Source organism: Halomonas sp. 3F2F (genome assembly GCF_014897805.1).
In the GTDB taxonomy this organism is placed as follows: Bacteria; Pseudomonadota; Gammaproteobacteria; order Pseudomonadales; family Halomonadaceae; genus Vreelandella.
Map to the genome: position 1 here is coordinate 55,605 of NZ_JABUZE010000158.1, position 21,338 is coordinate 76,942.

A 21,338-nucleotide genomic window follows, 5' to 3' on the forward strand; every position below is an offset into this window, starting at 1 on the left:
AAGACTTCAGCGCAGCACGTCCTCTTCCTTGAGCAACTTGTAGATCGCCTCGGCGCCCTGCTCAGGGGTAACGTCGGTAAGCACTTGCCCGCCCTTGCCCTCGGCTTTGGAAGCCGCCGCCTTGAAGCGGTCTCTTGCAGAGGCGGCTTTGATGATTTTCAGACGCTTAGGCCGTTTACGTGCGGGGCTCAAGTGCCACTGGGCCAACTCACTGTCGGCTTCAGAGGTAGTGGGCGCCACCGAGAGGGTGGCTCGACGAGCCGGGCCGAAGGCGCTCTGACGCGCCGCCGGCGCTGCTTCATCCACGCTGATGATGGCGGGCAAGCGCACCTTGAGACGGCGACGCTGTCCCCGCGGCAGCGCCTGAAGCAGCGTTACCACACCATTTTCCACTGTCTCTATGGACGCCAAGCTATTCACTAACGGCCAACCGAGATGCTCCGCCAACGCATAGGGCAAAAGCCCAGAACCTTCTCCGCGCTCGGCCCGGGTACCGGTGATCACTAGCTGAGGTGAGGTAGCGGCTAAATGTTCCACCAGCGGCAGAATAGCATCGCTGCCTTCAGGCTGCTCCAGCAAAGTCATGGACTCAAGCCCCATACCAACGCCTGTGGCCATACCTAAGTAACTGCGCAGAGCTGCCTCGCTGTCGACATCCTGAGAACCAGCGTGCAGTACGTCAATCCGACTACCCGGCAGTTCTGCTTCCATGGCTAGGGCAAGCTCCAGACCCCGTGCATCCTGCTCGGCGCGCCTCGCACGACCGGTTGTGGGGTGACGGCCTATGGAGACCAGCACCGCTACGTCGATACCCGTTTTTTGTTGTTTTTGCTGTTGTTCAGGCCGCATCGCGCTGCCCTCCTCGCTGCTGTTCCACCATCGCCACTAACGCAGCAAGAATTTGCGTGCTGTCGCCTATCACCGCCAGGTCTGCGCGTTTGATCATGTCGCACCCCGGATCGAGATTGATGGCCACCACCTTGTCGCAGCGTTGAATGCCCTGTAGGTGCTGGATAGCGCCTGAAATACCCACCGCCATATAGACGCGGGCGGTTACCCAGGTTCCGGTTGCACCTACCTGCCGATCACGAGCCATAAAGCCGTCATCCACCGCGACACGCGAGGCCCCTTCGGTAGCACCGAGCACTTTCGCAGCATGGTGGAAGGCGTCCCACTGTTTAACACCATTGCCAGCAGAGAGGATGAACTCAGCCTCGGCCAGCGCCACACCAGCGGGATCCACTGCCACCTGCCCCAGGTCTTCAATGCGCGATAGAGTGGTGGGAATAGGCGCCGCCAAGGTCTGGCGCTCAGCCGCATGCCGCGTCTCATCCACCGGCTCAGCGCACTCGGCCAGTGCCAGGGCAACCCGCGGCAGAGGGCGCTGGATATCCAGGCTTCCAGCGGCGCCACGGGCAGTGCAGCGCCAACCCAAGGAGGCCTCATTATCAACTTCCACCTGCCACACCCCCGTGGCAGCGCGTTCACCCAGGCGTAAGGCAAGCCGCCGCCCCAGATCAGCTCCGCCTAGGGGGGAGTCCGGCAACAGCCAGAAACGCGGCGTCATCTCCCGTTCGACGGCACTTAACACCGCCAGCCGTGCCTCGGGAGCAAACCCTGCGTAAAGTTCATCATCAAGATGCACGACGCGATCGATCCCGGCTTCACCAAGCGCTTCTTCCTTATGCTCGCCGAATAAGACCGCCACCACAGCGCCAGGCTGTTCGGCATCGGCATCCGCCACGCGTCTGGCTAATCCCAACAGATCCTTATCATGGCTTGAAAGGCGGCCACCGGTCAGGTCGGGTACTACTGCTACCAGAAAGGCGGGCTGATCAATGATCACCCTGCGGCGGCTATCACGGGCCGCCGTAGTGGTCGCGGCGGCCTGTCCACCTTGCTGGAGGCCGCTACGATCAATCCGTTTGACGCCATTGGGGCCGATAAAACCGATGGCGCGAGGATTCTTACGCACCACGCCGTTGGGACCCAGCCACTCACTGGCTGCTCCGCCGCCTTCCCTGTTTACGCCAAGGGCGGCGAGCACACTGGTGTGGTCTGGATGAAGACGGTTCCGGGCGATCCACTCGCGACGCGGATCGCGGCGAATAATCTCACTCATAAGGTCACCTCTTCAGCAGTCGTCACTGCAGTGGTTCGGCGGGATACCCCAGACACATCGTCAGCAGGGCGCTCTACCAGGGCATCAGCTACCAGTTCGGCGATATCGCGCACTTCAGCGCTGGCATCCACCACACCTTCCAGCATGGCAGTGCACTGTGGACAGCCCACCGCCACTAGCTCGGCGCCGCTCTCTTTAACGTCATTCATGCGCATGTCGGGAATTCGGCGCTCACCAGGAATATCCGTGATTGGCGCCCCACCGCCGCCGCCACAGCAGCGCGAACGGAACCCAGAGCGCTCCATCTCGGCCACCTGGATGCCCAGCGCTTTAAGCACTCGCCGCGGGGCTTCGTATTCACCGTTATAGCGTCCCAAGTAACATGGGTCGTGATAAGTAACGCTGCCACCTTTCCAGGGAGCAAAGGTCAGCCGTCCGGCGTCATACAATTCAGCAATAAAGGTACTGTGGTGGCGCACCTCGTAGTTGGCACCACCCAACTCGCCATACTCATTGCCCAGCACATGAAAACTATGCGGATCACAGGTGACAATCTGCTGGAAGCGATACTTGGCCAGGGTGGCAATATTGCGCTTAGCCAGGGACTGGAACGTCGCTTCATCGCCCAATCGTCTTGCCACATCACCACTGTCGCGCTCTTCAGCACCTAACACGGCGAAGTCTACTTCGGCAGCACGCAGTACTTTAACCAGGGCACGTAGGGTTCGCTGGTTACGCATATCAAAGGCGCCATCCCCCAACCACAACAGCACATCAACCTGCTTTAGGTCAGCCATTAGCGGTAGGTTAAGATCCGCCGCCCAGTTGAGCCGTGAGCCTGGGTCGAAACCGCCGGGATTGTCGGTAGCAATCAGGTTGTCGAGCACCTCAGCACCTTTATTGGGTGTCTTACCCCGCTCCAAGGTCAGGTGGCGGCGCATATCGACAATCGCATCCACGTGCTCAATCATCATTGGGCACTCCTCGACACAGGCACGGCAGGTCGTGCACGACCAGAGAGTCTCGGCGTCAACCAACGCCTTTCCCTCTTTCATAACAACAGGCGCCACGATAGGCGCATGGGGAGCGCCTTGGTGCTCTCCCACTGGCTTACCAGGATAAGGAGAACCGGCATAGCCAGCATCGCTACCACCGGCAAAACCCACCACCATGTCTTGAATCAGCTTTTTGGGATTGAGCGGTTGGCCAGCAGCAAACGCAGGGCACACCGCCTCGCAGCGGCCGCACTGCACGCAGGCATCGAAGCCCAGCAGTTGATTCCAGGTAAAGTCAGCAGGCTTTTCCACGCCCAGAGGCGCTGTCTCATCTTCCAGGTTCAGTGCTTTGAGCCCCGTTGACCGGCCACCACCAAAGCGCTCAGCACGACGGTGAAAGGCGAGATGTAAGGCGCCAGCGAAGGCGTGCTTCATTGGGCCGCCCCAGGTCATGCCAAAGAACATTTCGCCCAGACCCCAAACCACAACGCCCGCCAACGCCAGCGCCAGAAGCCAGCTACCGCTGCCTTCTACTAACCCTTCAGGCAACAAACCTACTGTGGGCAGTGTGATCAGGAAAACGCCTATCGAAAACGCCATCAGGCTCTTTGGCAGCCGCATCCAGGGGCCTTTGGAGAGCCGTGCAGGAGGGTTAAGCCGCCGACGCGCTACGAAGAGGCTACCGACGAACATGGAGGTGCTAGCCAGTAACAGCAACCCGCCTAGCAATGGGTTAGCGATACCCAGACCATGCACCAGGATCATCAGCACGGCGGCAGCCACGAAGCCTCCGGCGGTGGCTACGTGGGTATTGGAGATCATTTTGTCGCGCCCCACGACATGGTGCAGATCCACCAAATAGCGGCGCGGCAGGGCCATCAACCCCTGGAGTAGGTTCACCCGCGAGGGGCGCCCCTGACGCCAAAGGCGTATACGGCGTACAGCGCCGATTACTGCCAGGGCCAGAGCAGTAAAAATCAGTATCGGCAAGAGCGTTTCGAGCATGGTACTCACCTCATCTTTCGCGGCGGGGCTGCTCCGGCGGCAGACCTCTGCGAGGGCGCTGTAAACCCATCCCTGGGCGCTACATTTGCCATCTGACCGCCATGGATGGCGGAAATGCCGTAAACGTATGGAACTGTTTTACGGCCATGGCAAATGACCCTCGCTACGGTCTACCACCGGCGCCCCGGCTCTCGCTCAGGTCAAAAGTCCTTGCAGATTCGCAGGGCGTCGTAGATGGCCGCATGGGTATTACGCGGTGCCGTGCAGTCGCCCAGGCGGAAGAGTAAAAAGCCGTCCCCTTCTTCACTTAGGCTAGGCTGAGGCTGGATGGCATAGAGCGCCTCCAGATCCACCTGCCCTTTGTTGCGAGACTGCTCTTTGAGGGCGTAATAAAGCGCCTCGTCAGGACGCACGCCGTTTTCGACGACCACCTGATCAACCACTCGCTCTTCCAAGGCACCGGTATACTCATTTTCGAGCACAGCCACTAGGCCGTCGCCCTCGCGGTAGACCTTATGCAGCATCAAGTCAGAGGACATGATCACTTCTTTCTCGTACAGGCTGCGGTAGTAGGTGGGGAAGGTAGTACCGCCCACCGCCGCGCCGGGCTTGATATCGTCGGTGACGATCTCGACCTTGGCGCCCTTATCAGCTAGAAAATCTGCCGCTGAGACGCCGGAGAATTCGCAGATGGCGTCATAAATCAGCACGTTTTTGCCGGGTGCCACCTTGCCTGAGAGAATATCCCAGGTGCTGACCACCAGGCTCTCCTCAGCATTCTCCGAATAGCCCCACTCGGGGTGCTGGCTAAGGAAGGGTTGGCCACCGGTGGCGAGCACCACGATATCGGGGCGTAGATCAAGCAAGGTTGCCTCATCGGCACGAGCCCCTAATCGCAGGTCGACTTTCAGGCGTGCCAATTCCAGCTGGTACCAACGAGTGATACCGGCGATTTGGTCGCGCTGCGGAGCCTGAGCAGCGATAGTGATCTGCCCACCCAGGGCATCAGCCGCCTCAAACAGGGTGACATCATGACCGCGCTCAGCAGCAACGCGAGCTGCCTCCATACCGCCGGGGCCACCGCCAACCACCACAACTTTGCGCTTAACGCCCTCGGTCTTTTCAATGATATGCGGCAGGCCCATGTATTCCCGCGAGGTGGCAGCGTTTTGAATACACAGTACATCCAGGCCCTGGTATTGGCGGTCGATGCAGTAGTTAGCCCCCACGCACTGTTTAATCTGATCTATCTGCCCCATCTTGATCTTGGCAATCAGGTGAGGGTCAGCAATATGCGCCCGGGTCATGCCCACCAGATCCACGTAGCCCCCTTCGAGAATACGCTGGGCCTGATTGGGATCTTTAATATTCTGGGCGTGGATCACCGGCACATTCACCACTTCCTTGATCCCCGCCGCCAGATGTAGAAAAGGCTCCGGTGGATAAGACATATTGGGGATAACGTTGGCGAGCGTGTTGTGAGTGTCGCAGCCAGAGCCGATGACGCCGAAAAAGTCGACCATTTTAGTGGCATCGTAATAAGCGGCGATCTGCTTCATGTCTTCATGTGAGAGGCCATCCGGGTGGAATTCGTCACCACAAATGCGCATACCCACCACGAAGTCATCGCCCACTTCGGCGCGCACCGCTTTGAGTACTTCCATGCCGAAGCGCATGCGATTTTCGAAACTACCGCCCCACTGGTCCTCGCGCTTGTTGACCCGCGGGCTCCAGAACTGGTCGATCAGGTGCTGGTGAACGGCAGACAGCTCGACGCCGTCGAGGCCGCCTTCCTTGGCCCGGCGCGCGGCCTGGGCGAAGTCACCGATGATGCGCCAGATCTCCTCCTCCTCGATGGTCTTGCAGGTAGAGCGGTGCACCGGCTCGCGGATACCAGAGGGGGATACCAGAGTCGACCAATCGAAGCCGTCCCAGCGTGAGCGACGTCCCATATGGGTAATCTGGATCATGATCTTGCCGCCATGCTTGTGCACGGCGTCCGCCAGATTCTGAAAGTGTGGAATGATGCGATCGGTAGAAAGGTTCACCGAACTCCACCAACCCTGGGGGCTATCAATGGACACCACTGATGAGCCACCGCAGATACACAGGCCACAGCCACCCTTGGATTTTTCTTCGTAATACCTGACGTAGCGCTCAGTCGTCATACCACCGTCAGTGGCATGCACCTCGGCATGGGCGGTACTGACCACACGGTTGCGGATGGTCAGCTTGCCGATCTCGATTGGCTCAAAGATTGCGTCAAATGCCATGGTTATCTCTCCTCGTACCCAGGGTTAGTGGGCAGCATCGGGCAGCGGTTTGACAGCGAAGACGCCGACATCACAGCCGGGTTCGGCAGCGCTCTGAGTCTGCTCAGCAACGGTGCGCAGCGTACTACCCCGTGCAGCGAGAATTTGATTCATGGCCCCAGCAAACCAGCCAGTGAACATGTACTCGACCTTGCGCCCAACCTTACCCAGTTGGTAAACGAAGGCGCTATGTTCTAGCCGCACCTGAGCCGTGCCAGCGTCAAGATCAATCTGTTCGGTGATGAAGTGGCCCCAGCCACGCTGAGAGAGACGCAGCATGTAGTGCTCAAAAACGGCTTCACCTTCGAGGCCATGGCACTCAGCTTCTTTCTCACACCAGTGCCAGGCGCTCTTATAGCCAGCGTGATAGAGGATTTCAGCGTACTTTTCAGCACCTAGCGCCTCTTCGACGGCCACATGGTTGTTGATAAAAAAGTGCCGTGGTACATAGAGCATCGGCAGCGCATCAGTCGTCCAGACGCCGGTTTCACTATCGACTTCGATAGGCAGTGCGGGGGCCAGTTTGGTCACGGGTATCATCCTCTACATCATTATTCTTGGCTAAGGAGCAGGCTTATCCCATCGCTCCTATCAATCTTATGGAGCAAGCGTTTAGGCGCCCCAGACATCCTTGAGGACGCGCACCCAGTTCTCACCCATGACCTTCCTTACCTGAGTTTCACTAAAGCCGCGCTTAAGGAGCGCCTCGGTGAGATTGGGGAACTCTCCGATGGTGCGAATGCCTTTGGGATTAATGATCTTGCCAAAGTCTGTCAAACGACGGGCGTAGCCCTTGTCGTGAGTCAGCCACTCGAAGAACTCTTGACCGTGCCCTTGGGTGAAATCAGTGCCAATGCCGATAGCATCTTCACCAACGATATTCATGACGTACTCGATCGCTTCGCAGTAGTCTTCGATGGTGGAGTCGATGCCCTTTTTGAGAAAAGGCGCGAACATGGTGACACCGACGAAACCGCCATGGTCAGCAATGAACTTAAGCTCTTGATCGGATTTGTTGCGCGGGTGCTCTTTGAGACCGGAGGGCAGGCAGTGGGAATAACAGACCGGCTTTTTGGATTCGAGAATCACCTCTTCAGAGGTCTTGGCACCGACATGAGAGAGATCGCACATAATGCCAACACGGTTCATCTCAGCGACAATCTCACGGCCAAAGCCAGACAGTCCGCCGTCACGCTCGTAGCAGCCGGTTCCCACTAGATTCTGGGTGTTGTAGCACATCTGCACGATGCCTACGCCCAGCTGCTTGAAGATCTCTACGTAGCCGATTTGATCCTCAAACGCATGCGCATTCTGGAAACCAAAGATGATCCCTGTCTTGCCCTCTTCTTTCGCACGCGTGATATCAGCGGTGGTGCGTACCGGGCGTACCAGGTCGCTACACTCGGCCATCAGTTGGTTCGACTTGACGATATTATCGACCGTGGCCTGAAACCCTTCCCACACCGAAACAGTGCAGTTAGCAGCTGTCAAACCACCCCGACGCATGTCCTCAAGCAGCTCACGATTCCATTTGGCGATAATCAAGCCATCGATGACGATAGCGTCATCGTGCAGTTCTGAGGGTGTCATAGCTAAGCTCCAACATTGATTTATGTAGCGAGCATAGCGCTGACGTTGGGTTGGGCTGCTCTTGGAAACGACGACGGAAATTCCAAAAACGTCATTGTGTCGTGAACACGACAGCTACTTGGGATCTTTTGATAGTTGCAGCAGCGTGGCATCGATATAAAAAAACGTGCTACCCGACGCTGGGTAGCACGCTCTCATCATTGGCTGCGTAGGAAAGTAGGAGATATCATTTCAACAGCGTCACGCTGGCAAAGGTAGGCTCTCCCTGAGCGCACGCCAGCGCCTGCTGAGCGCTTGAGAAAGGTTCATTGGTATTGGGTTCGCCCCCCCACCGTTTGATCAGTGGTGGCGACTTGGCGTGATTATTGCCTTGCCGATCGTGCACCCCGAGGCGCTCATTTCTTGGCGGTACGCCAAAGTATTCACGGTAACACTTAGAAAAATGGGGCGTAGAAACGAAGCCACAAACGGAAGCAATCTCGATGATCGATAAAGGCGTTTGCTTAAGCAGCTGTCTAGCGCGCACTAAGCGCAGCTTGAGATAATAACGCGATGGCGAGCAGAGCAGATAGCGTTGGAACAGACGCTCTAACTGACGACGCGAAACATTAACATAACGAGCGAGCTCATCGAGTTCGATCGGTTCCTCAAGGTTGGATTCCATCAATGCGACAATTTCCAACAGTTTAGGCTGGGTAGTACCGAGTACGTGTTTAAGAGGAACGCGCTGCTGATCCTGCTCATTACGCACACGCTCATAGATAAACATCTCGGAGATACCTGCCGACAGCTCGCGTCCATGATCATGAGCAATCAGGTTCAGCATCATATCGAGCGGTGCTGTGCCGCCAGACGCCGTGAATCGATCCCGGTCAATCGAAAACAGAAAGGTCGTCAGGATGACGTTCGGGAAAGCTTCCTGCATGGAGGCCAGGCACTCCCAATGGATGCTGGTCTCATAGTGGTCAAGCAGCCCTGCCTGACCCAGCGCCCAGCTTCCCGTACATACCGAGCCTAAACGTCTTAGTTGACGCGACTGCGACTGAAGCCAACGCACATGCTCACGAGTAACACTATGCTGAGGCCCCACTCCTCCGCACACAACGACCCACTCTAGCGACAAGGGGGTGTGCATAGAGGCGTCAGGCGTTACCTGCAACCCATCACTGGCACGTACCGGCAAGCCATCTTGGGTCAGGGTATACCAGCGGTATAGTTCACGGCCGGCCAATTGATTGGCCATCCGCAAAGGATCAATGGCTGAAGCCAGGGAAATTAGCGTGAAATTATCTAACAGGAGAAAACCAAGGGTTTGCGGCTCGCCCGCACGATGGAAATTTGCTGTCAGGTCTTTTGCTTTGTCTGATGTCATCGATTTACCCTCCGTCACCTTTAGATCATCAGTTTTTCTTTTTATTAGTATAGGTGGCGCTGGCGCTTCTTAGTTTCCCATTACTGCAGTGAACACTCACTCGTGCCGGGGTGGCATTACTCTTAAGTCGCATTTTGGCACGAATACGCCGAATAGCGACAAAACCATCTTGCAAACTAAGCGACACGTCGCAAACGAAACAGTCGAGGTCGTTATCGACACGCCTGACAAGTGACCCAGATTTCGATTCATGAGGAGCACTTTTTGTGATGGGTACTTTATTTACCACTGTTTCCTTGAATCCTTACCCGGTTGCCTGCATATCATGACGTAATCCATTTCAAGCGATGCAGAGCTTAGCCATGTCCATTATTGACCCCCGTACCGGCAATCCGTTGACCACGGAACCCGCTAGTATCGACAACGAAGAAGCGAGCACAGTTCGCCCTTCCGTAACACCTGAAGAAGTTATTATTGAGCTTAATGCTGGCAATATTCAGCAAGTGCTCGAAGCATCGATGCAGGTGCCAGTGCTACTGGGCTGCTACTCACCTTCAAACGCCAGTGGCAATGCTCTGCTATCGGTGTTGGAAAAGTTAGTTGTCGAATACGCGGGTGCTTTCCTGCTTGGCAAGCTGGATATTGAAGCCAATCCGGAAATCGCTAGCCAGTTAGGCGTGCGCTCAGCCCCCGATGTTAAGCTCGTTAGCCAAGGCGGCTTGGTCGATAGCTTCCAAGGCGTATTACCTGAAAAGGAAGTGCGCGAGTGGCTAAACCGCTACTTCCCAGCCCCAGGTGATGCACCGCCTAGTCCAGAAGATCAAGCCGAAGAGGCATTAGCAGCGGGCGATGCAGCAGGCGCGCGCGAAATCTATCAAACCTTGATTAGCCAGTATCCAGAGCATTACGCCTACCAGATCGGCCTTGCAAGGGCACTCGTGGCTGAAAAGCGCGGAGATGATGCCCGCAGCGTGCTCGACAACTTGCCCCCCGAAGAGCGTGATGCGGCACCTGCCCGCGGTGTGCGAGCCAGTATCGAATTTAGCGAGCAGGCCCTTTCTGTAGAAGAAGTCGCCGCGCTGGGTGATCGCAACGACAGTGAAGCGCGGTACCAGCGTGCACTGCGCCATGTTGCCGATGGCCAATACGAAACAGGCCTTGAGGGGTTGCTTGGTTTGATGAAGGATGACCGCGCCTATAACGACGACGCGGCCCGTAAAACCTTATTGCAAGTATTCGACGCTCTGGGTGCCGACCATCCGCTAACCGTGACCTATCGGCGCAAGCTATTTGCCCTGCTGTATTAATTAGTTACAGGCCAGTACTGATCAGGCTTTCAGCAGCTTATCCATTCTTGCTAATGCCGCTTCCAGTTGCGAAGCGGTAGTACCAAAATTAAGCCGCACGAACCCAGGGCAGCCAAACGCAGCCCCATCAGAAAGTGCCACGCCCGCCCGTTCCAGTAATGCTTTGGCGGGCGAATCGCCTAGTCCCGCCTCGCGCATATCCAGCCACGCAAGGTAAGTAGATTCCGGCTCGCTCATGGTCACTCCCGGCCATAACGCTACCCGTGCCTGCAGCGTAGCGCGGTGATCACGCAGTACCGCTAACAGCGCTTGACGCCAGGGCTCACCTTCGCGATAAGCCGCTTCAGCAGCAACCAGCCCCAGTACATTGCCATCCGGCAAAAAGCCTTTTGTGGCCTCAGCAAAGCGCTTACGCAGCGTAGCATCAGGAATAACGGCACAGGCACTGGTCAGCCCCGCAAGGTTGAACGTTTTTGACGGCGCCCACAGCGTGATCGTTCGTTTAGCCAGTTCCGGGAACATGGCAGCCAGGGGGCGATGTTGGGCTCCCTCGTTTAGCAGCAGATCGCAGTGCAACTCATCAGAGACAACCCATAAATCATGCCGCTCAACGACCGCGGCCAACTTGGTAAGCTCTTGGTCACTCCATACACGCCCTGTTGGATTATGCGGGTGGCACCACAGCAGCAGACGGGTTTGCGGCGTTATCGCGGCTTCTAACGCGTCAATATCCAATTGCCAAGGCTCGCCAGGGGACGCCGGCTCAGCTAACATCGCTTGCTGGGCCAGCCGTCCTGTGCGCTCTGCAACGGCCAGAAAAGGTGGATAAATCGGGGCAATCGTCAGAACCCCTTCACCTGGCTTGGTGAGCGCCATCGCCGCAAAGTGCAACGCGGGCACAACCCCAGGCAACCACTGTTGCCAATCGGGCTGAATAGGCCAATCGTAATGGTGGGCGCTCCACTGGCAGAGGGTTTCGCTTAACGTATCGGGCACTTCACCATAGCCATAGACACCGTGCGCCACCCGAGCACGTAGCGCCTCAATCACGGCGGGCGGTGAGCAAAAATCCATATCTGCCACCCACAACGGCAGTACGTTTGCAGCATAGCGATGCCATTTTTGCGAGGCATAATCCCCTTTTGGAGAGCGTCGCTCGACGGGCGTGGAAAAATCAAACGCCATAATTAATCTCACTTATGTTCTTGGGAGTAACTATTGAGCATGCCGCAAGATGACTTTTATACCAAGATGCGCGCGGGACTATCGGCGTTGTTGCGGCAATGGCGTTCACTTGGCCAAGCCGATACTGACCAACTGGCACTCATTTTGGCTGAAACGGCACGGGTCGCCAAACTAGGCACCCCCGATGAGACGCCAAGCGGTGCCACACTTGAGCAGTGGAGCCGCGAAGAGCATGGCGAGATACCACTCTGGGCACCTCGCACCGCAGTATTTTTGCTCAACCAAATGCCTGCCCGCCCCACCCCACAAAGTGATGCGGAGGCCTGCGCCTGGGCTTACTGCTGGCTGCGCAACCGATCATTTGATTCGCTGCACGCCGCCCATGATGCATTGCCGTCCCACTTAAAAGTGCCGCTCGAAAATGCCTTAGAGGCTGCTTGGCGCGACCAACAAGGCCTACGTCTGGTGTAGCTAGCGAAAATTTCCACTGACGATGTGTGTCACTAACCGCGCTTGCGCACCCGCGACTTTGTGATTTGATAACAGCAAGGAAAACACCGCATGATAGAGGTTCCTCTCACTTGGCAACTGGCAAAACTAGGCCTCTCGATTAGCATGGTGCTCGGGCTTGGTGCCATCGCGGTGCGTGCCAGTCCTCGTATAGCAGGGCTACTGGCGGGTTACCCATTAGGAACCGCGTTAGCGCTGTTTTTTATTGGTTTAGAAATTTCCCCGCTGTTTGCAACTCAAAGCGCGGTACATACACTGGCAGGCTTCACTGCAACAATGGCGTTAGTCGCAGGCTATTTAGTGGCAGGTCGCCAACCAGGATTCAAAGGCATCGCTGGCGGCTTAGCAGGCGGTTTTATTGCGTGGTTCGCGGTTAGCACCGTACTTGCCCAATTCAATTTTACGCGGCTTAGCGGCACGCTGCTGACACTCTGTGCTATCGCTGTGTTCAGCCTGTTATTCCGCAGTATTCCTGATGTAAAAAGTCCCGCCAGTCGCGCCTTTTCGCTTCCCGCACTTGCCGCGCGAGCATGCTTGGCCACCGCCATCGTTTTTGTGATTACCTGGCTCGCGCATTGGCTGCCACCCGCTTGGGCGGGCACACTAGCGGCGTTTCCAGTCACCATGCTGCCTTTTCTGCTCATTCTGCATCTAAACTATGGGTTCGCGCCAGCGGCAACCGTGATCAAACACTACCCTATGGGGCTTGGCTCGTTGCTGAGTTATACGCTATGCGTTTCTTTGACTTACAGCACGTTAGGTCTTTTCTGGGGAACATTAGCGGGGTTCGCAACTGCCACACTGTGGCTACTTGGCTGGATGCAGTTCTCCGCCTGGTATCAACGTCGCGCCACTTGACCAAGCGCTCGCTAGGGGTAATTCTGGTTAACCTGAATTGCTAATAACCAATAAGGATGACCTGATGTTCACCCGTATGATTGAGCCAGCTTTTTACGACACCGATGCGCTAGGCCATATTAACAATACCCGTCTGCCAGCTTGGTTTGAGTTGGCACGTAACGACTTATTCAAACTATTTACGCCAGACCTCAACCCTAAACAGTGGCGTTTGATTATGGCGCGGATGGAAGTCGATTACCGTGCTGAACTGTTCTACGGCCACGACATCGAATTACGTACCTATTTGACACGTTTAGGTACCAGCTCGTTTACAGTGACTCAGGAGGCGCGCCAACATGGCACGCTGACTAATGTGGGGCATACCATACTGGTGCAATACGACCATCAAGAAAAGCGTGCGGTACCTATTGAAGGTGATTTGCGTGATGCGCTATCCGCACACTTACACAGCGCGCCAACGCCGGCTTAATTCACTCCCCTCCGTTCGGCGGGGCGCTGGGAGATCCCCATGGCAATCCGTTATAATCTTTGGATCGATCCGGATAATACGGCGCAGCACCGCGCCGTTGAAGCCGACCTTGAGCGCTATTTTATGGAGCGCTTTGCAGACTACCCGCATATCCGCTTGTTCGGCGCAGATCCTTACGATTATGATGCCCCGTTCAATCGGCTTTACGATGTGTTAATGGCGCGGGCCGCAGAGTACTGCGAGCGGACATGGTGCTATGTGGCGTCTCCCGAGCAGTTGAACCGCTGCTTCTTCCGTGCTGTTGGCCGCTCAAATAAGTTTATTCAAGATGACCGACAGTGAGATACCCACGTAATGGTAATTCGTACCGACCAAGTTCCCAATGAGCGCCAGCTAGCTATTATCACTCAACAGCTCGGGCGTCCTCCCCGCGGTATTGAAGCCGTTGCGGCTACCGATGCCCACGGCACTCCGCTTGTGCTGCGTATGGCGCCGATTGTCGATGGCAAACCGTTTCCCACCCTTTACTGGCTATGCTCCGATCTGCTCAAAATTGAGATCTCACGGATTGAAGCCGTGGGTGTCATTAAGTCGCTGGAACAACGCCTTCAGGAAGAACCTGAATTTCTAGATGCTTACCAACAAAGCCATCACGATTACGTTAAAGCACGCTGGGCGTATATGAGTGATGCCCAACGCGATGAAGTCGCTAAGCTTGGCTATAGCGATGTTCTCACCGAACGTGGCGTGGGCGGCATTAGCAACTGGCAACAGGTACGCTGCCTGCACACTCAGTATGCCCACCATTTATGTGGTAATAACGTGATCGGGCAATGGATGGATGAACACTATAACGTTCAGAGCTGCCTAAGCTAACGGCACATTCATGGCTTGATAACTCACCGCTCATTTATAAGCAGCTGATCTGTCATAAGGACGCTTACCATGGCACGAATTTGTGTATACCTCGGCTCGCGTGAAGGGAACACCCCTGCTTTTCGCCAAGCCGCCAACACGCTTGGCACCGCCATTGCCGACCGCGGGCACACGCTTGTTTATGGCGGTGCACGTATTGGTTTAATGGGGGCACTCGCCAATGCGACGCTGGATGCAGGCGGCAAAGTGATTGGCGTGATGCCAGATCACCTTGTTGAGCGCGAGCAGGCACACTTTGGCTTGACTGAGCTTATACGCGTGCCAAATATGCACGAACGCAAAGCGACTATGGCCGCCAATGCTGACGCTTTTATTGCCCTGCCTGGCGGCATAGGCACCTTTGAAGAGCTGTTTGAAATCTGGACCTGGGGCTATTTAGGGCTTCACGAAAAACCCATGGGTCTACTCGACACCGATGGCTTTTATGCTCCACTGCTTACCTTTTTGGATAGCACCGTCAGCCACGGCTTTTTGGCCCAAACAACACGCGATATGTTGATGGATGCGCCCACGCCCAACCAACTACTGGCTGCATTAGAAACACAGCTTGATTCAGCGTAAACCGGCTGTATTAAAGAGATATAGTAAAGGCAAGTACTTAAGGGCAGCGTTTAAAACCAGTACTTAAGACCCGTCTAAGAACGCTCCCAGCATCAGCGCTTAGTGCCTTCAGTTAGCATAAAGGTACGCTGATAAGTGAGCTGTAACAGACGAGCATCTTCGCCCGCGCGATGACGGTGTATACCACGTTCAGCGATGACAGCTTCCTTTGTGTTACTCCACAATGCTTGCTGCTCTTCGCTGAGCAAAATCCGTAATGCTTCTAAACGAAAGCGCGGCAGCATTCCCGCATGGTGAAACAGCAGCGATAGCCAGGTGTTATCGTATCCCCAACTATCACTATAGGCTTTGCCTATGTCACGCAGTTCGTCGTTTAACCACTGTGCCACTTGGCGCACAGGGTGGCCTTCTCGCTGTAAGCGAGCTCGGGAAATTCCGTGTAAAAGTTCAGCTTTGGAGTCCCAATGCGTCCACTCCTCCAACGGCTGAATGAGAAACGCGCAGCAGCTACCGTCGGCACGAGCAATGCCAACTTCAATAGGATAGCTGCCGCGCCCAAATCCGGACGCTTCAATATCTAGCACTGTCGGTAGCGTCTCGGACACTGATTTCCTCATTCACTGATCTCAGCGGCCAAACCACTGACTTATCTTCTAGGCTGCCGCCATTTCCGTCGTTGACTGACGATCAGCCAAGCGTTGCCAATAGGCTGCTTGCTCGCCGTCTACTGCCAAGCCTAGCTCACCTAACCGATAGGCGCGCGCTAGTCGCTCTGCGGCCAAATAATGGCCTGATTGGGCAGCTCGGGCATACCACGTCACCGCGTAATCCTCGCGCCGCGGGTACTGAACACAGCCATGCTCATGAATTTGCGCTGCTTGATACTGTGATCTTATATCACCAGCCTGAGCCGCCTCTAACACATAACGCGCGCCACGCGCCTTATCCTGCGGTGACAGGCTGCGATGAAACAGCATGTGACCGTAGATCGACTGCGCGTCCGGATGCCCCGCTTCTGCACAGCGTTTAAACAAGCGCATCGTCAAACGTTGGGTACGCGGCGAACGCGGCAATAACCAGCGAGTATGAAACAGCTGTTCGGCTAGGCGAAACTCTAACCGGGTAAACAAAGTTGATGCCTGCGGCATGGCAAACCACCCTGCCTATCTGTTGAGATCTTCGGCTAGCCATCGTTCCTGCGATTTGACCGCTAACCATACGATTAACCAGCGCTAGGCTGGTCGATGGGCTGGCAAGCATACGCCTGCCTTTGCGCTTACTCAACCCTATTGATTTGCTGCTTTTGTAGCGCCTCGCTAACATGCCTGTCACGCGCCGTTATTAGCGGCGTTTATCACCGAATATCCTGAGGCAATTTCGCTTCATTGAGGAGACGATAATGCAAACGCGCCCACTGGGTAGAACCGGGATGGAGGTCAGCCGACTTTGTTTAGGCACCATGACCTTCGGCGAACAAAATAGTGAAGCAGAAGCCCACGAGCAGCTTGATCGCGCAGTCGCTTTTGGCATCAACTTTATTGACACCGCTGAAATGTATCCGGTTCCACCAAAGGCTGAAACGCAAGGGCTTACAGAGTCTTATATTGGCAGTTGGCTGAAAGCCCGTAGTGCCAGAGACGATGTCATTATTGCCACCAAAGCCGCAGGCCCTGGCTTAGACCATATTCGTGGTGGTCCAAGAATGACTCGTGACCATCTACATCAGGCTGTTGAAACCAGCCTTGCACGGCTCAACACTGACTATATCGATCTCTATCAATTGCACTGGCCAGATCGCAAAACCAACTTTTTTGGCCAACTGGGTTATGCCCATGAAGAGCAAGAAGACGCAACACCGCTAGAAGAAACACTGTCAGCACTAAAAGAACTTGTTGATGCCGGAAAAGTACGCGCCATAGGCCTTTCTAATGAAACGCCGTGGGGAGTTATGCGCATGCTGCAGTTATCTGAGCAGTTGGGGCTGCCACGGGTAGCGTCTATTCAAAATCCCTATAACTTGCTTAACCGTTCGTTTGAAGTCGGTCTCGCTGAGATAGCTCACCGTGAAGACGTGGGCTTACTCGCTTACTCGCCGCTGGGCTTTGGTGTGCTGTCGGGTAAGTACCTTGATGGTGCACAGCCGCCGAAAGGGCGCTTGACGCTCTATGAGCGGTTTAAACGCTATACCTCGCCAGAAGCAGAAGCGGCAACACAGGCGTACGTTCAACTGGCCAGGGAGCATGACTTGGATCCTGCCCAAATGGCGCTGGCATTTGTGAACTCTCGTCGCTTCCTGACCAGCAATATTATTGGCGCCACCACGATGGATCAGCTTGAAAGCAACCTCGACAGCGAGAGCCTTAAGCTGGATGAAGAAGTGCTCACCGCAATCGACGACATCCATCGTAGGATGCCTAACCCCTGCCCCTAATCACGTTTTCACTATCAAACCGATAGCCTCGGCCATCGCCGAGGCTTGGTATAATCGCATCAGTTACTTCTTCCTCTTTTCTGTCACGGCATAAGGAGCACGCCATGCTGAGCGTTATTTCCCCCGCCAAAACGCTAGACTTTGAAACACCCTCAACAACCGATAAAGTCACTCAGCCCAACTTTCTCGACCATAGCCAACCATTAATTGAGATTCTGCGCGATTATTCACCACAACAACTCAGCGATCTAATGGGCATCAGCGATAAATTGGCGGGCCTTAACGCTGCCCGCTTCGCTGACTGGCAACCACCGTTCACCTTGGATAATGCCAAGCCAGCGGTTCAGGCTTTCCAAGGAGATGTCTACACAGGGTTGGAAGCCAACACCTTTAGCGATGACGACAATCTTTTTGCCCAGCACCATCTGCGTATTCTATCGGGGCTATACGGCTTGCTACGTCCGCTGGATCTGATCCAGGCCTACCGGCTGGAGATGGGCACCAAACTGCCCAATGACGCTGGCAAGGACCTTTACGCCTATTGGAAACCAACGTTAACGCAAGCTCTTAATAGCGCCATTGAAGAAAGTGGCTCAAACGTACTGGTCAACCTTGCATCTAACGAATACTTCAAGGCGATCGATACGAAGAAGCTAGCCGCTCGAGTCATCACCCCCGTTTTCAAAGACGAGAAAAACGGCTCGTTCAAAATCATTAGTTTTTATGCAAAAAAAGCCCGCGGCTTGATGAGTGCATGGATTATCCAGCAACAAATCAACGATCCCGAGCAACTCACTGCTTTTGACGTGGCTGGGTATCGGTTTGATCCTGCGGCCTCTCAAGGTGACACCTTAGTGTTCACCCGTAACGAAAATGCTCGTCAATGAACGCGCTCATTAGAAAAAAGTCACAGCGCGCGGCGAGCGCGGCTTTAGAAAGCGTTGGTGGACATCTTTGAACAGTGGCGTATCACAGCGATATAGCCATTCATAGGCAACCATGTCTGCTGTCACCGCCACCGCTCCGTTAGCACAAGCGCGCTCCCGAGCAAGGCGGGCCTCATCACTGCGACGGCTCGCCGTCGCTTCGCTCAGCCAAAACACTTGATACCCCGCCTCTAACAAGCCAAGCGCGCTTTGCAAAACGCAGATATGAGCTTCAGTGCCGCAAATAATCACTTGTTTGCACCCCTGTTCTGCAAGCGTTTCAGCAAACTCAGCCTCTTCCATTGCGCTGAAATGATGCTTTTGCCAAATGCGATGATCGCCTAGTGCATTTAATAACTCAGGGGCAGTACCACCGAGCCTCTCTGGATACTGTTCCGTTAGCCAAACAGGTACTTTTACTGCATTAGCAACACCAGCCAACCAGGCAGCCTCTTCAATCGCTGATTGGCCTCCATCAATCACGGGCAAAAGTCCCGCTTGAAAGTCGACAATTAGTAACAAACTTTGAGCTTGATGTAAGCGCACGTTTTCACCCTCTTTTTGTCGTTATACACAACAACACCTTAACCCGTTTCCCCACTTACACGGTAAACTTGTCACTGCTTATTTCCTACACGCCTCTCCCGAGGTGGATAACCTTAATTACTGCATCTCTCATGGAGAATCAGAATGTTACGACAGTTTTTTGCCATGTTCCTGGTCAGCGTTATAGGCATAAGTGCCGCCGTTGATTATGCCGAAGCACGACGCTTAGGCGGTGGTAGCAGTATGGGTAGTGTTTCTCGCTCGGCGGATAAGCCCGCCAGCACTCCGGCACAACAACAAGCTCAGAGCACTCAGCAACAAGGCCAAGCTACTGCCGCTCGTCGTGGTGGTATGGGCGGCATGGTGGGAGGCCTGCTGGCCGGAGGTTTACTAGCAGCCCTCTTCTTCGGCGGCGCCTTTGATGAGCTACGCCTTATGGACATATTGCTAATGGCTGGAATTGTTGCCTTAGCAATCTTCGCTTTCCGTGCCTTTATGCGACAGCGACGCCCAGCATCAGCCACGGTGGCAGGCTATCAGCGTGAACACCAGGAGACTCAGCACACACCGAGCAGCTTCACCGCAGCACCTGGCAGTTTGGCGAGCAGCTTACAGAGCACGCCTGCTTGGTTCGATAAAGAGCGCTTTTTGGGCGGTGCCAAAGAGCACTTTATGACGCTGCAACGTGCCTGGGACAATAATGATCTGCCCCAGATTCAAGAGTATGTAACGCCAGAATTTTACAACTTGCTACGTAAAGAGCGTGCCGAGCAGCCTGCCAATAATCGTACCGAGGTGGTACGTCTGTTTGCTGAACTAGGCGATATCAATGAGTACGATGGCTATGCCGAAGCCAGCGTTATTTTCCACGGCATTTTGGAAGAGAACGGCGAGCAAACCGAGTTCAACGAAACATGGCACCTGACTCGCAGTTTGCGCGATCAAGCGCCCTGGTACCTACAGGGTATTGAGCAAAATCCGGGTTCATAGCCCCTGATCAGTTAGCATGACTGCCTTAGAACGCAAAACAGCCGCTTCTTAGCGGCTGTTTTTATATCGATACGTATCAATACACGGTGAAGAGGCGCTCGCTTACTCCTTAGCAGACTCTTCGATATTCTCGCCCATCTCTTCTAGGCTTTCGCCCGCATCTTCCATGCTCTCATCAATATTTTCACCTGCTTCTTCAGCAGGGCCCTGATTATCACAGGCAGCTAGGCCGCCCATCATCATGGCCATCAGTAGCGCAACCGCAAGCTTCTTCATCAACGGGGTACTCATATCGCTTCTCCTCCTGAGATGCTGCTTGAATGATAGGTACCCGCTCATACTAGTTGCTAGGCAGCATTTCCGCCACCAAGGACCAGTAACTCCCTGTTATTTAATTTATTAAAACGGTTGCTTTAAGGAAGTTCTATGCACTTCTCCGCGCCACCCTCGTCATTCCCGCAGGCCCTTAGCGGGAATCCATGTTGACCTGGGGTTTCGGGCTGCTACAGGTCAAGGTCAAGGTGGATTCCCGATAACCCCGCTCGGGAATGACGGTGCAATGGCTCAGGAATGACGTGTGGCGACTTGAGCATGACGTGCGGTGCACGCTTCGGGAGGTGGCCGCTTTATACCTCCGCGCCACCCTCGTCATTCCCGCAGGCCCTTAGCGGGAATCCATGTTGGGCTGGGGTTTCGGGCTGCTGCAGGCCAAGGTCAAGGTCGATTTCCGATAACCCCACTCGGGAATGACGGCGTAGTGGCTCGGGAATGACGGTGCGGTGATTCGAGTGTGACGTGCGGTGCATGCTTCGGGAGGTAGCCGCTTTGTTATAGGGGCTAGGAAGTGTTTTTTTCTTCCGCGCAAACAAAAAACCCAGCCGATTGGCTGGGTTCTTTGTTAAATAAGTGCCTGACGATGACCTACTCTCGCATGGGGAGACCCCACACTACCATCGGCGCTAAGCGGTTTCACTTCTGAGTTCGGCATGGGATCAGGTGGTTCACGCGTGCTATGGTCGTCAGGCGTAACTTGTAATGCATATCATGCTGAACATGTCACTGATGTTTTGTGGCGTCTCTCGTCTTATATCATGCTGAACATGTTACTGATGTTTTGTGGCGTCTCTCGTCTCCTGTCACTGACAGGAAGCGCGTATCCGGTTTTCATTATCACTACGACCAGACCCCTTGGGTGTTATAGGGTCAAGCCTCACGGGCCA

23 protein-coding genes and 1 rRNA gene are annotated in these 21,338 nt (G+C 55.1%); 10 read left to right on the top strand and 14 right to left on the bottom strand.

Annotation, left to right across the window (positions count from 1 at the left end):
* Positions 1–6 precede the first annotated feature (6 nt).
* The 7 genes from etfB to gbdR form a co-directional block, all read right to left on the bottom strand.
* Positions 7–849: an electron transfer flavoprotein subunit beta gene (gene etfB, locus INT21_RS16665; RefSeq protein WP_193061723.1), complete on the bottom strand. Its 843-nt coding sequence runs from the start codon at positions 847–849 to the stop codon at positions 7–9.
* The gene (gene etfA, locus INT21_RS16670) at positions 839–2,122 is read right to left on the bottom strand and encodes an electron transfer flavoprotein subunit alpha (RefSeq protein WP_193061724.1); all 1,284 of its coding nucleotides are present in this window, start codon (positions 2,120–2,122) and stop codon (positions 839–841) included. The genes etfB and etfA overlap by 11 nt, the downstream gene beginning before the upstream one ends.
* Positions 2,119–4,122, bottom strand: coding sequence for a (Fe-S)-binding protein (locus tag INT21_RS16675; RefSeq protein ID WP_193061725.1), 2,004 nt, complete (start codon positions 4,120–4,122; stop codon positions 2,119–2,121). The genes etfA and INT21_RS16675 overlap by 4 nt, the downstream gene beginning before the upstream one ends.
* Before the next feature lie 200 nt (positions 4,123–4,322).
* Entirely contained in the window at positions 4,323–6,395 is a 2,073-nt protein-coding gene (dgcA, locus tag INT21_RS16680; protein WP_089039340.1) for a dimethylglycine demethylation protein DgcA, read from the bottom strand.
* Between the two features lie 24 nt (positions 6,396–6,419).
* Positions 6,420–6,965: a DUF5943 domain-containing protein gene (locus INT21_RS16685; RefSeq protein WP_193061726.1), complete on the bottom strand. Its 546-nt coding sequence runs from the start codon at positions 6,963–6,965 to the stop codon at positions 6,420–6,422.
* A gap of 81 nt (positions 6,966–7,046) precedes the next feature.
* Positions 7,047–8,024, bottom strand: a complete 978-nt coding sequence (locus INT21_RS16690; RefSeq protein ID WP_089039341.1) for a dipeptidase — start codon at positions 8,022–8,024, stop codon at positions 7,047–7,049.
* A 226-nt stretch (positions 8,025–8,250) separates the two neighbouring features.
* On the bottom strand, positions 8,251–9,396 hold the full coding sequence (gbdR, locus tag INT21_RS16695; protein WP_193061727.1) for a choline metabolism transcriptional regulator GbdR: 1,146 nt from the start codon (positions 9,394–9,396) through the stop codon (positions 8,251–8,253).
* Between the two features lie 362 nt (positions 9,397–9,758).
* Between gbdR and INT21_RS16700 the strand changes: the two genes are divergently transcribed.
* Positions 9,759–10,703: a co-chaperone YbbN gene (locus tag INT21_RS16700; RefSeq protein ID WP_193061728.1), complete on the top strand. Its 945-nt coding sequence runs from the start codon at positions 9,759–9,761 to the stop codon at positions 10,701–10,703.
* Positions 10,704–10,724: 21 nt separating this feature from the next.
* Here the strand turns inward: INT21_RS16700 and INT21_RS16705 are convergent, their stop codons facing one another.
* On the bottom strand, positions 10,725–11,888 hold the full coding sequence (locus INT21_RS16705) for a MalY/PatB family protein (RefSeq protein ID WP_193061729.1): 1,164 nt from the start codon (positions 11,886–11,888) through the stop codon (positions 10,725–10,727).
* A gap of 39 nt (positions 11,889–11,927) precedes the next feature.
* On the opposite strand from INT21_RS16705, the gene INT21_RS16710 reads away from it, so the two are divergent.
* The 6 genes from INT21_RS16710 to INT21_RS16735 all read left to right on the top strand — a co-directional run bounded on the left by INT21_RS16710 (position 11,928) and on the right by INT21_RS16735 (position 15,225).
* Positions 11,928–12,359: a hypothetical protein gene (locus tag INT21_RS16710; protein WP_089039345.1), complete on the top strand. Its 432-nt coding sequence runs from the start codon at positions 11,928–11,930 to the stop codon at positions 12,357–12,359.
* Between the two features lie 90 nt (positions 12,360–12,449).
* Positions 12,450–13,256: a hypothetical protein gene (locus tag INT21_RS16715; protein WP_193061730.1), complete on the top strand. Its 807-nt coding sequence runs from the start codon at positions 12,450–12,452 to the stop codon at positions 13,254–13,256.
* Positions 13,257–13,320: 64 nt separating this feature from the next.
* Entirely contained in the window at positions 13,321–13,728 is a 408-nt protein-coding gene (locus INT21_RS16720) for an acyl-CoA thioesterase (protein WP_038480812.1), read from the top strand.
* A 39-nt stretch (positions 13,729–13,767) separates the two neighbouring features.
* Positions 13,768–14,070 (top strand): hypothetical protein, encoded by a 303-nt coding sequence (locus INT21_RS16725; protein WP_089039347.1) that lies wholly within the window; start codon positions 13,768–13,770, stop codon positions 14,068–14,070.
* A 12-nt stretch (positions 14,071–14,082) separates the two neighbouring features.
* Positions 14,083–14,604, top strand: coding sequence for a DUF501 domain-containing protein (locus tag INT21_RS16730; protein ID WP_193061731.1), 522 nt, complete (start codon positions 14,083–14,085; stop codon positions 14,602–14,604).
* A 69-nt stretch (positions 14,605–14,673) separates the two neighbouring features.
* Entirely contained in the window at positions 14,674–15,225 is a 552-nt protein-coding gene (locus INT21_RS16735; RefSeq protein ID WP_038480803.1) for an LOG family protein, read from the top strand.
* A 92-nt stretch (positions 15,226–15,317) separates the two neighbouring features.
* On the opposite strand, the gene INT21_RS16740 is transcribed toward INT21_RS16735, so the two are convergent.
* Positions 15,318–15,830 (bottom strand): hypothetical protein, encoded by a 513-nt coding sequence (locus INT21_RS16740; protein ID WP_193061732.1) that lies wholly within the window; start codon positions 15,828–15,830, stop codon positions 15,318–15,320.
* Positions 15,831–15,878: 48 nt separating this feature from the next.
* Positions 15,879–16,373 carry a tetratricopeptide repeat protein gene (locus tag INT21_RS16745; protein ID WP_038480797.1) on the bottom strand — a complete coding sequence of 165 codons (495 nt, stop codon included), beginning with the start codon at positions 16,371–16,373 and terminating at the stop codon, positions 15,879–15,881.
* 251 nt (positions 16,374–16,624) lie between these two features.
* Here INT21_RS16745 and INT21_RS16750 point away from each other — a divergent pair, with 251 nt between their 5' ends.
* A complete protein-coding gene (locus INT21_RS16750; RefSeq protein ID WP_193061733.1) occupies positions 16,625–17,656 on the top strand; it encodes an NADP(H)-dependent aldo-keto reductase in 1,032 nt (343 codons plus the stop codon).
* A 104-nt stretch (positions 17,657–17,760) separates the two neighbouring features.
* On the top strand, positions 17,761–18,543 hold the full coding sequence (yaaA, locus tag INT21_RS16755) for a peroxide stress protein YaaA (protein WP_193061734.1): 783 nt from the start codon (positions 17,761–17,763) through the stop codon (positions 18,541–18,543).
* A 9-nt stretch (positions 18,544–18,552) separates the two neighbouring features.
* Here yaaA and INT21_RS16760 read toward each other — a convergent pair whose 3' ends face one another.
* A complete protein-coding gene (locus INT21_RS16760; RefSeq protein ID WP_193061735.1) occupies positions 18,553–19,128 on the bottom strand; it encodes an isochorismatase family protein in 576 nt (191 codons plus the stop codon).
* 144 nt (positions 19,129–19,272) lie between these two features.
* Between INT21_RS16760 and INT21_RS16765 the strand changes: the two genes are divergently transcribed.
* Positions 19,273–20,118 carry a Tim44 domain-containing protein gene (locus INT21_RS16765; protein WP_193061736.1) on the top strand — a complete coding sequence of 282 codons (846 nt, stop codon included), beginning with the start codon at positions 19,273–19,275 and terminating at the stop codon, positions 20,116–20,118.
* A 102-nt stretch (positions 20,119–20,220) separates the two neighbouring features.
* On the opposite strand, the gene INT21_RS16770 is transcribed toward INT21_RS16765, so the two are convergent.
* From INT21_RS16770 to rrf, 3 genes are all read right to left on the bottom strand, one after another.
* The gene (locus tag INT21_RS16770; RefSeq protein WP_089039355.1) at positions 20,221–20,409 is read right to left on the bottom strand and encodes a hypothetical protein; all 189 of its coding nucleotides are present in this window, start codon (positions 20,407–20,409) and stop codon (positions 20,221–20,223) included.
* Positions 20,410–20,744: 335 nt separating this feature from the next.
* Positions 20,745–20,924, bottom strand: a complete 180-nt coding sequence (locus INT21_RS16775; RefSeq protein WP_193085491.1) for a hypothetical protein — start codon at positions 20,922–20,924, stop codon at positions 20,745–20,747.
* Between the two features lie 102 nt (positions 20,925–21,026).
* A 5S ribosomal RNA gene (rrf, locus tag INT21_RS16780) occupies positions 21,027–21,142 on the bottom strand.
* Positions 21,143–21,338 lie beyond the last annotated feature (196 nt).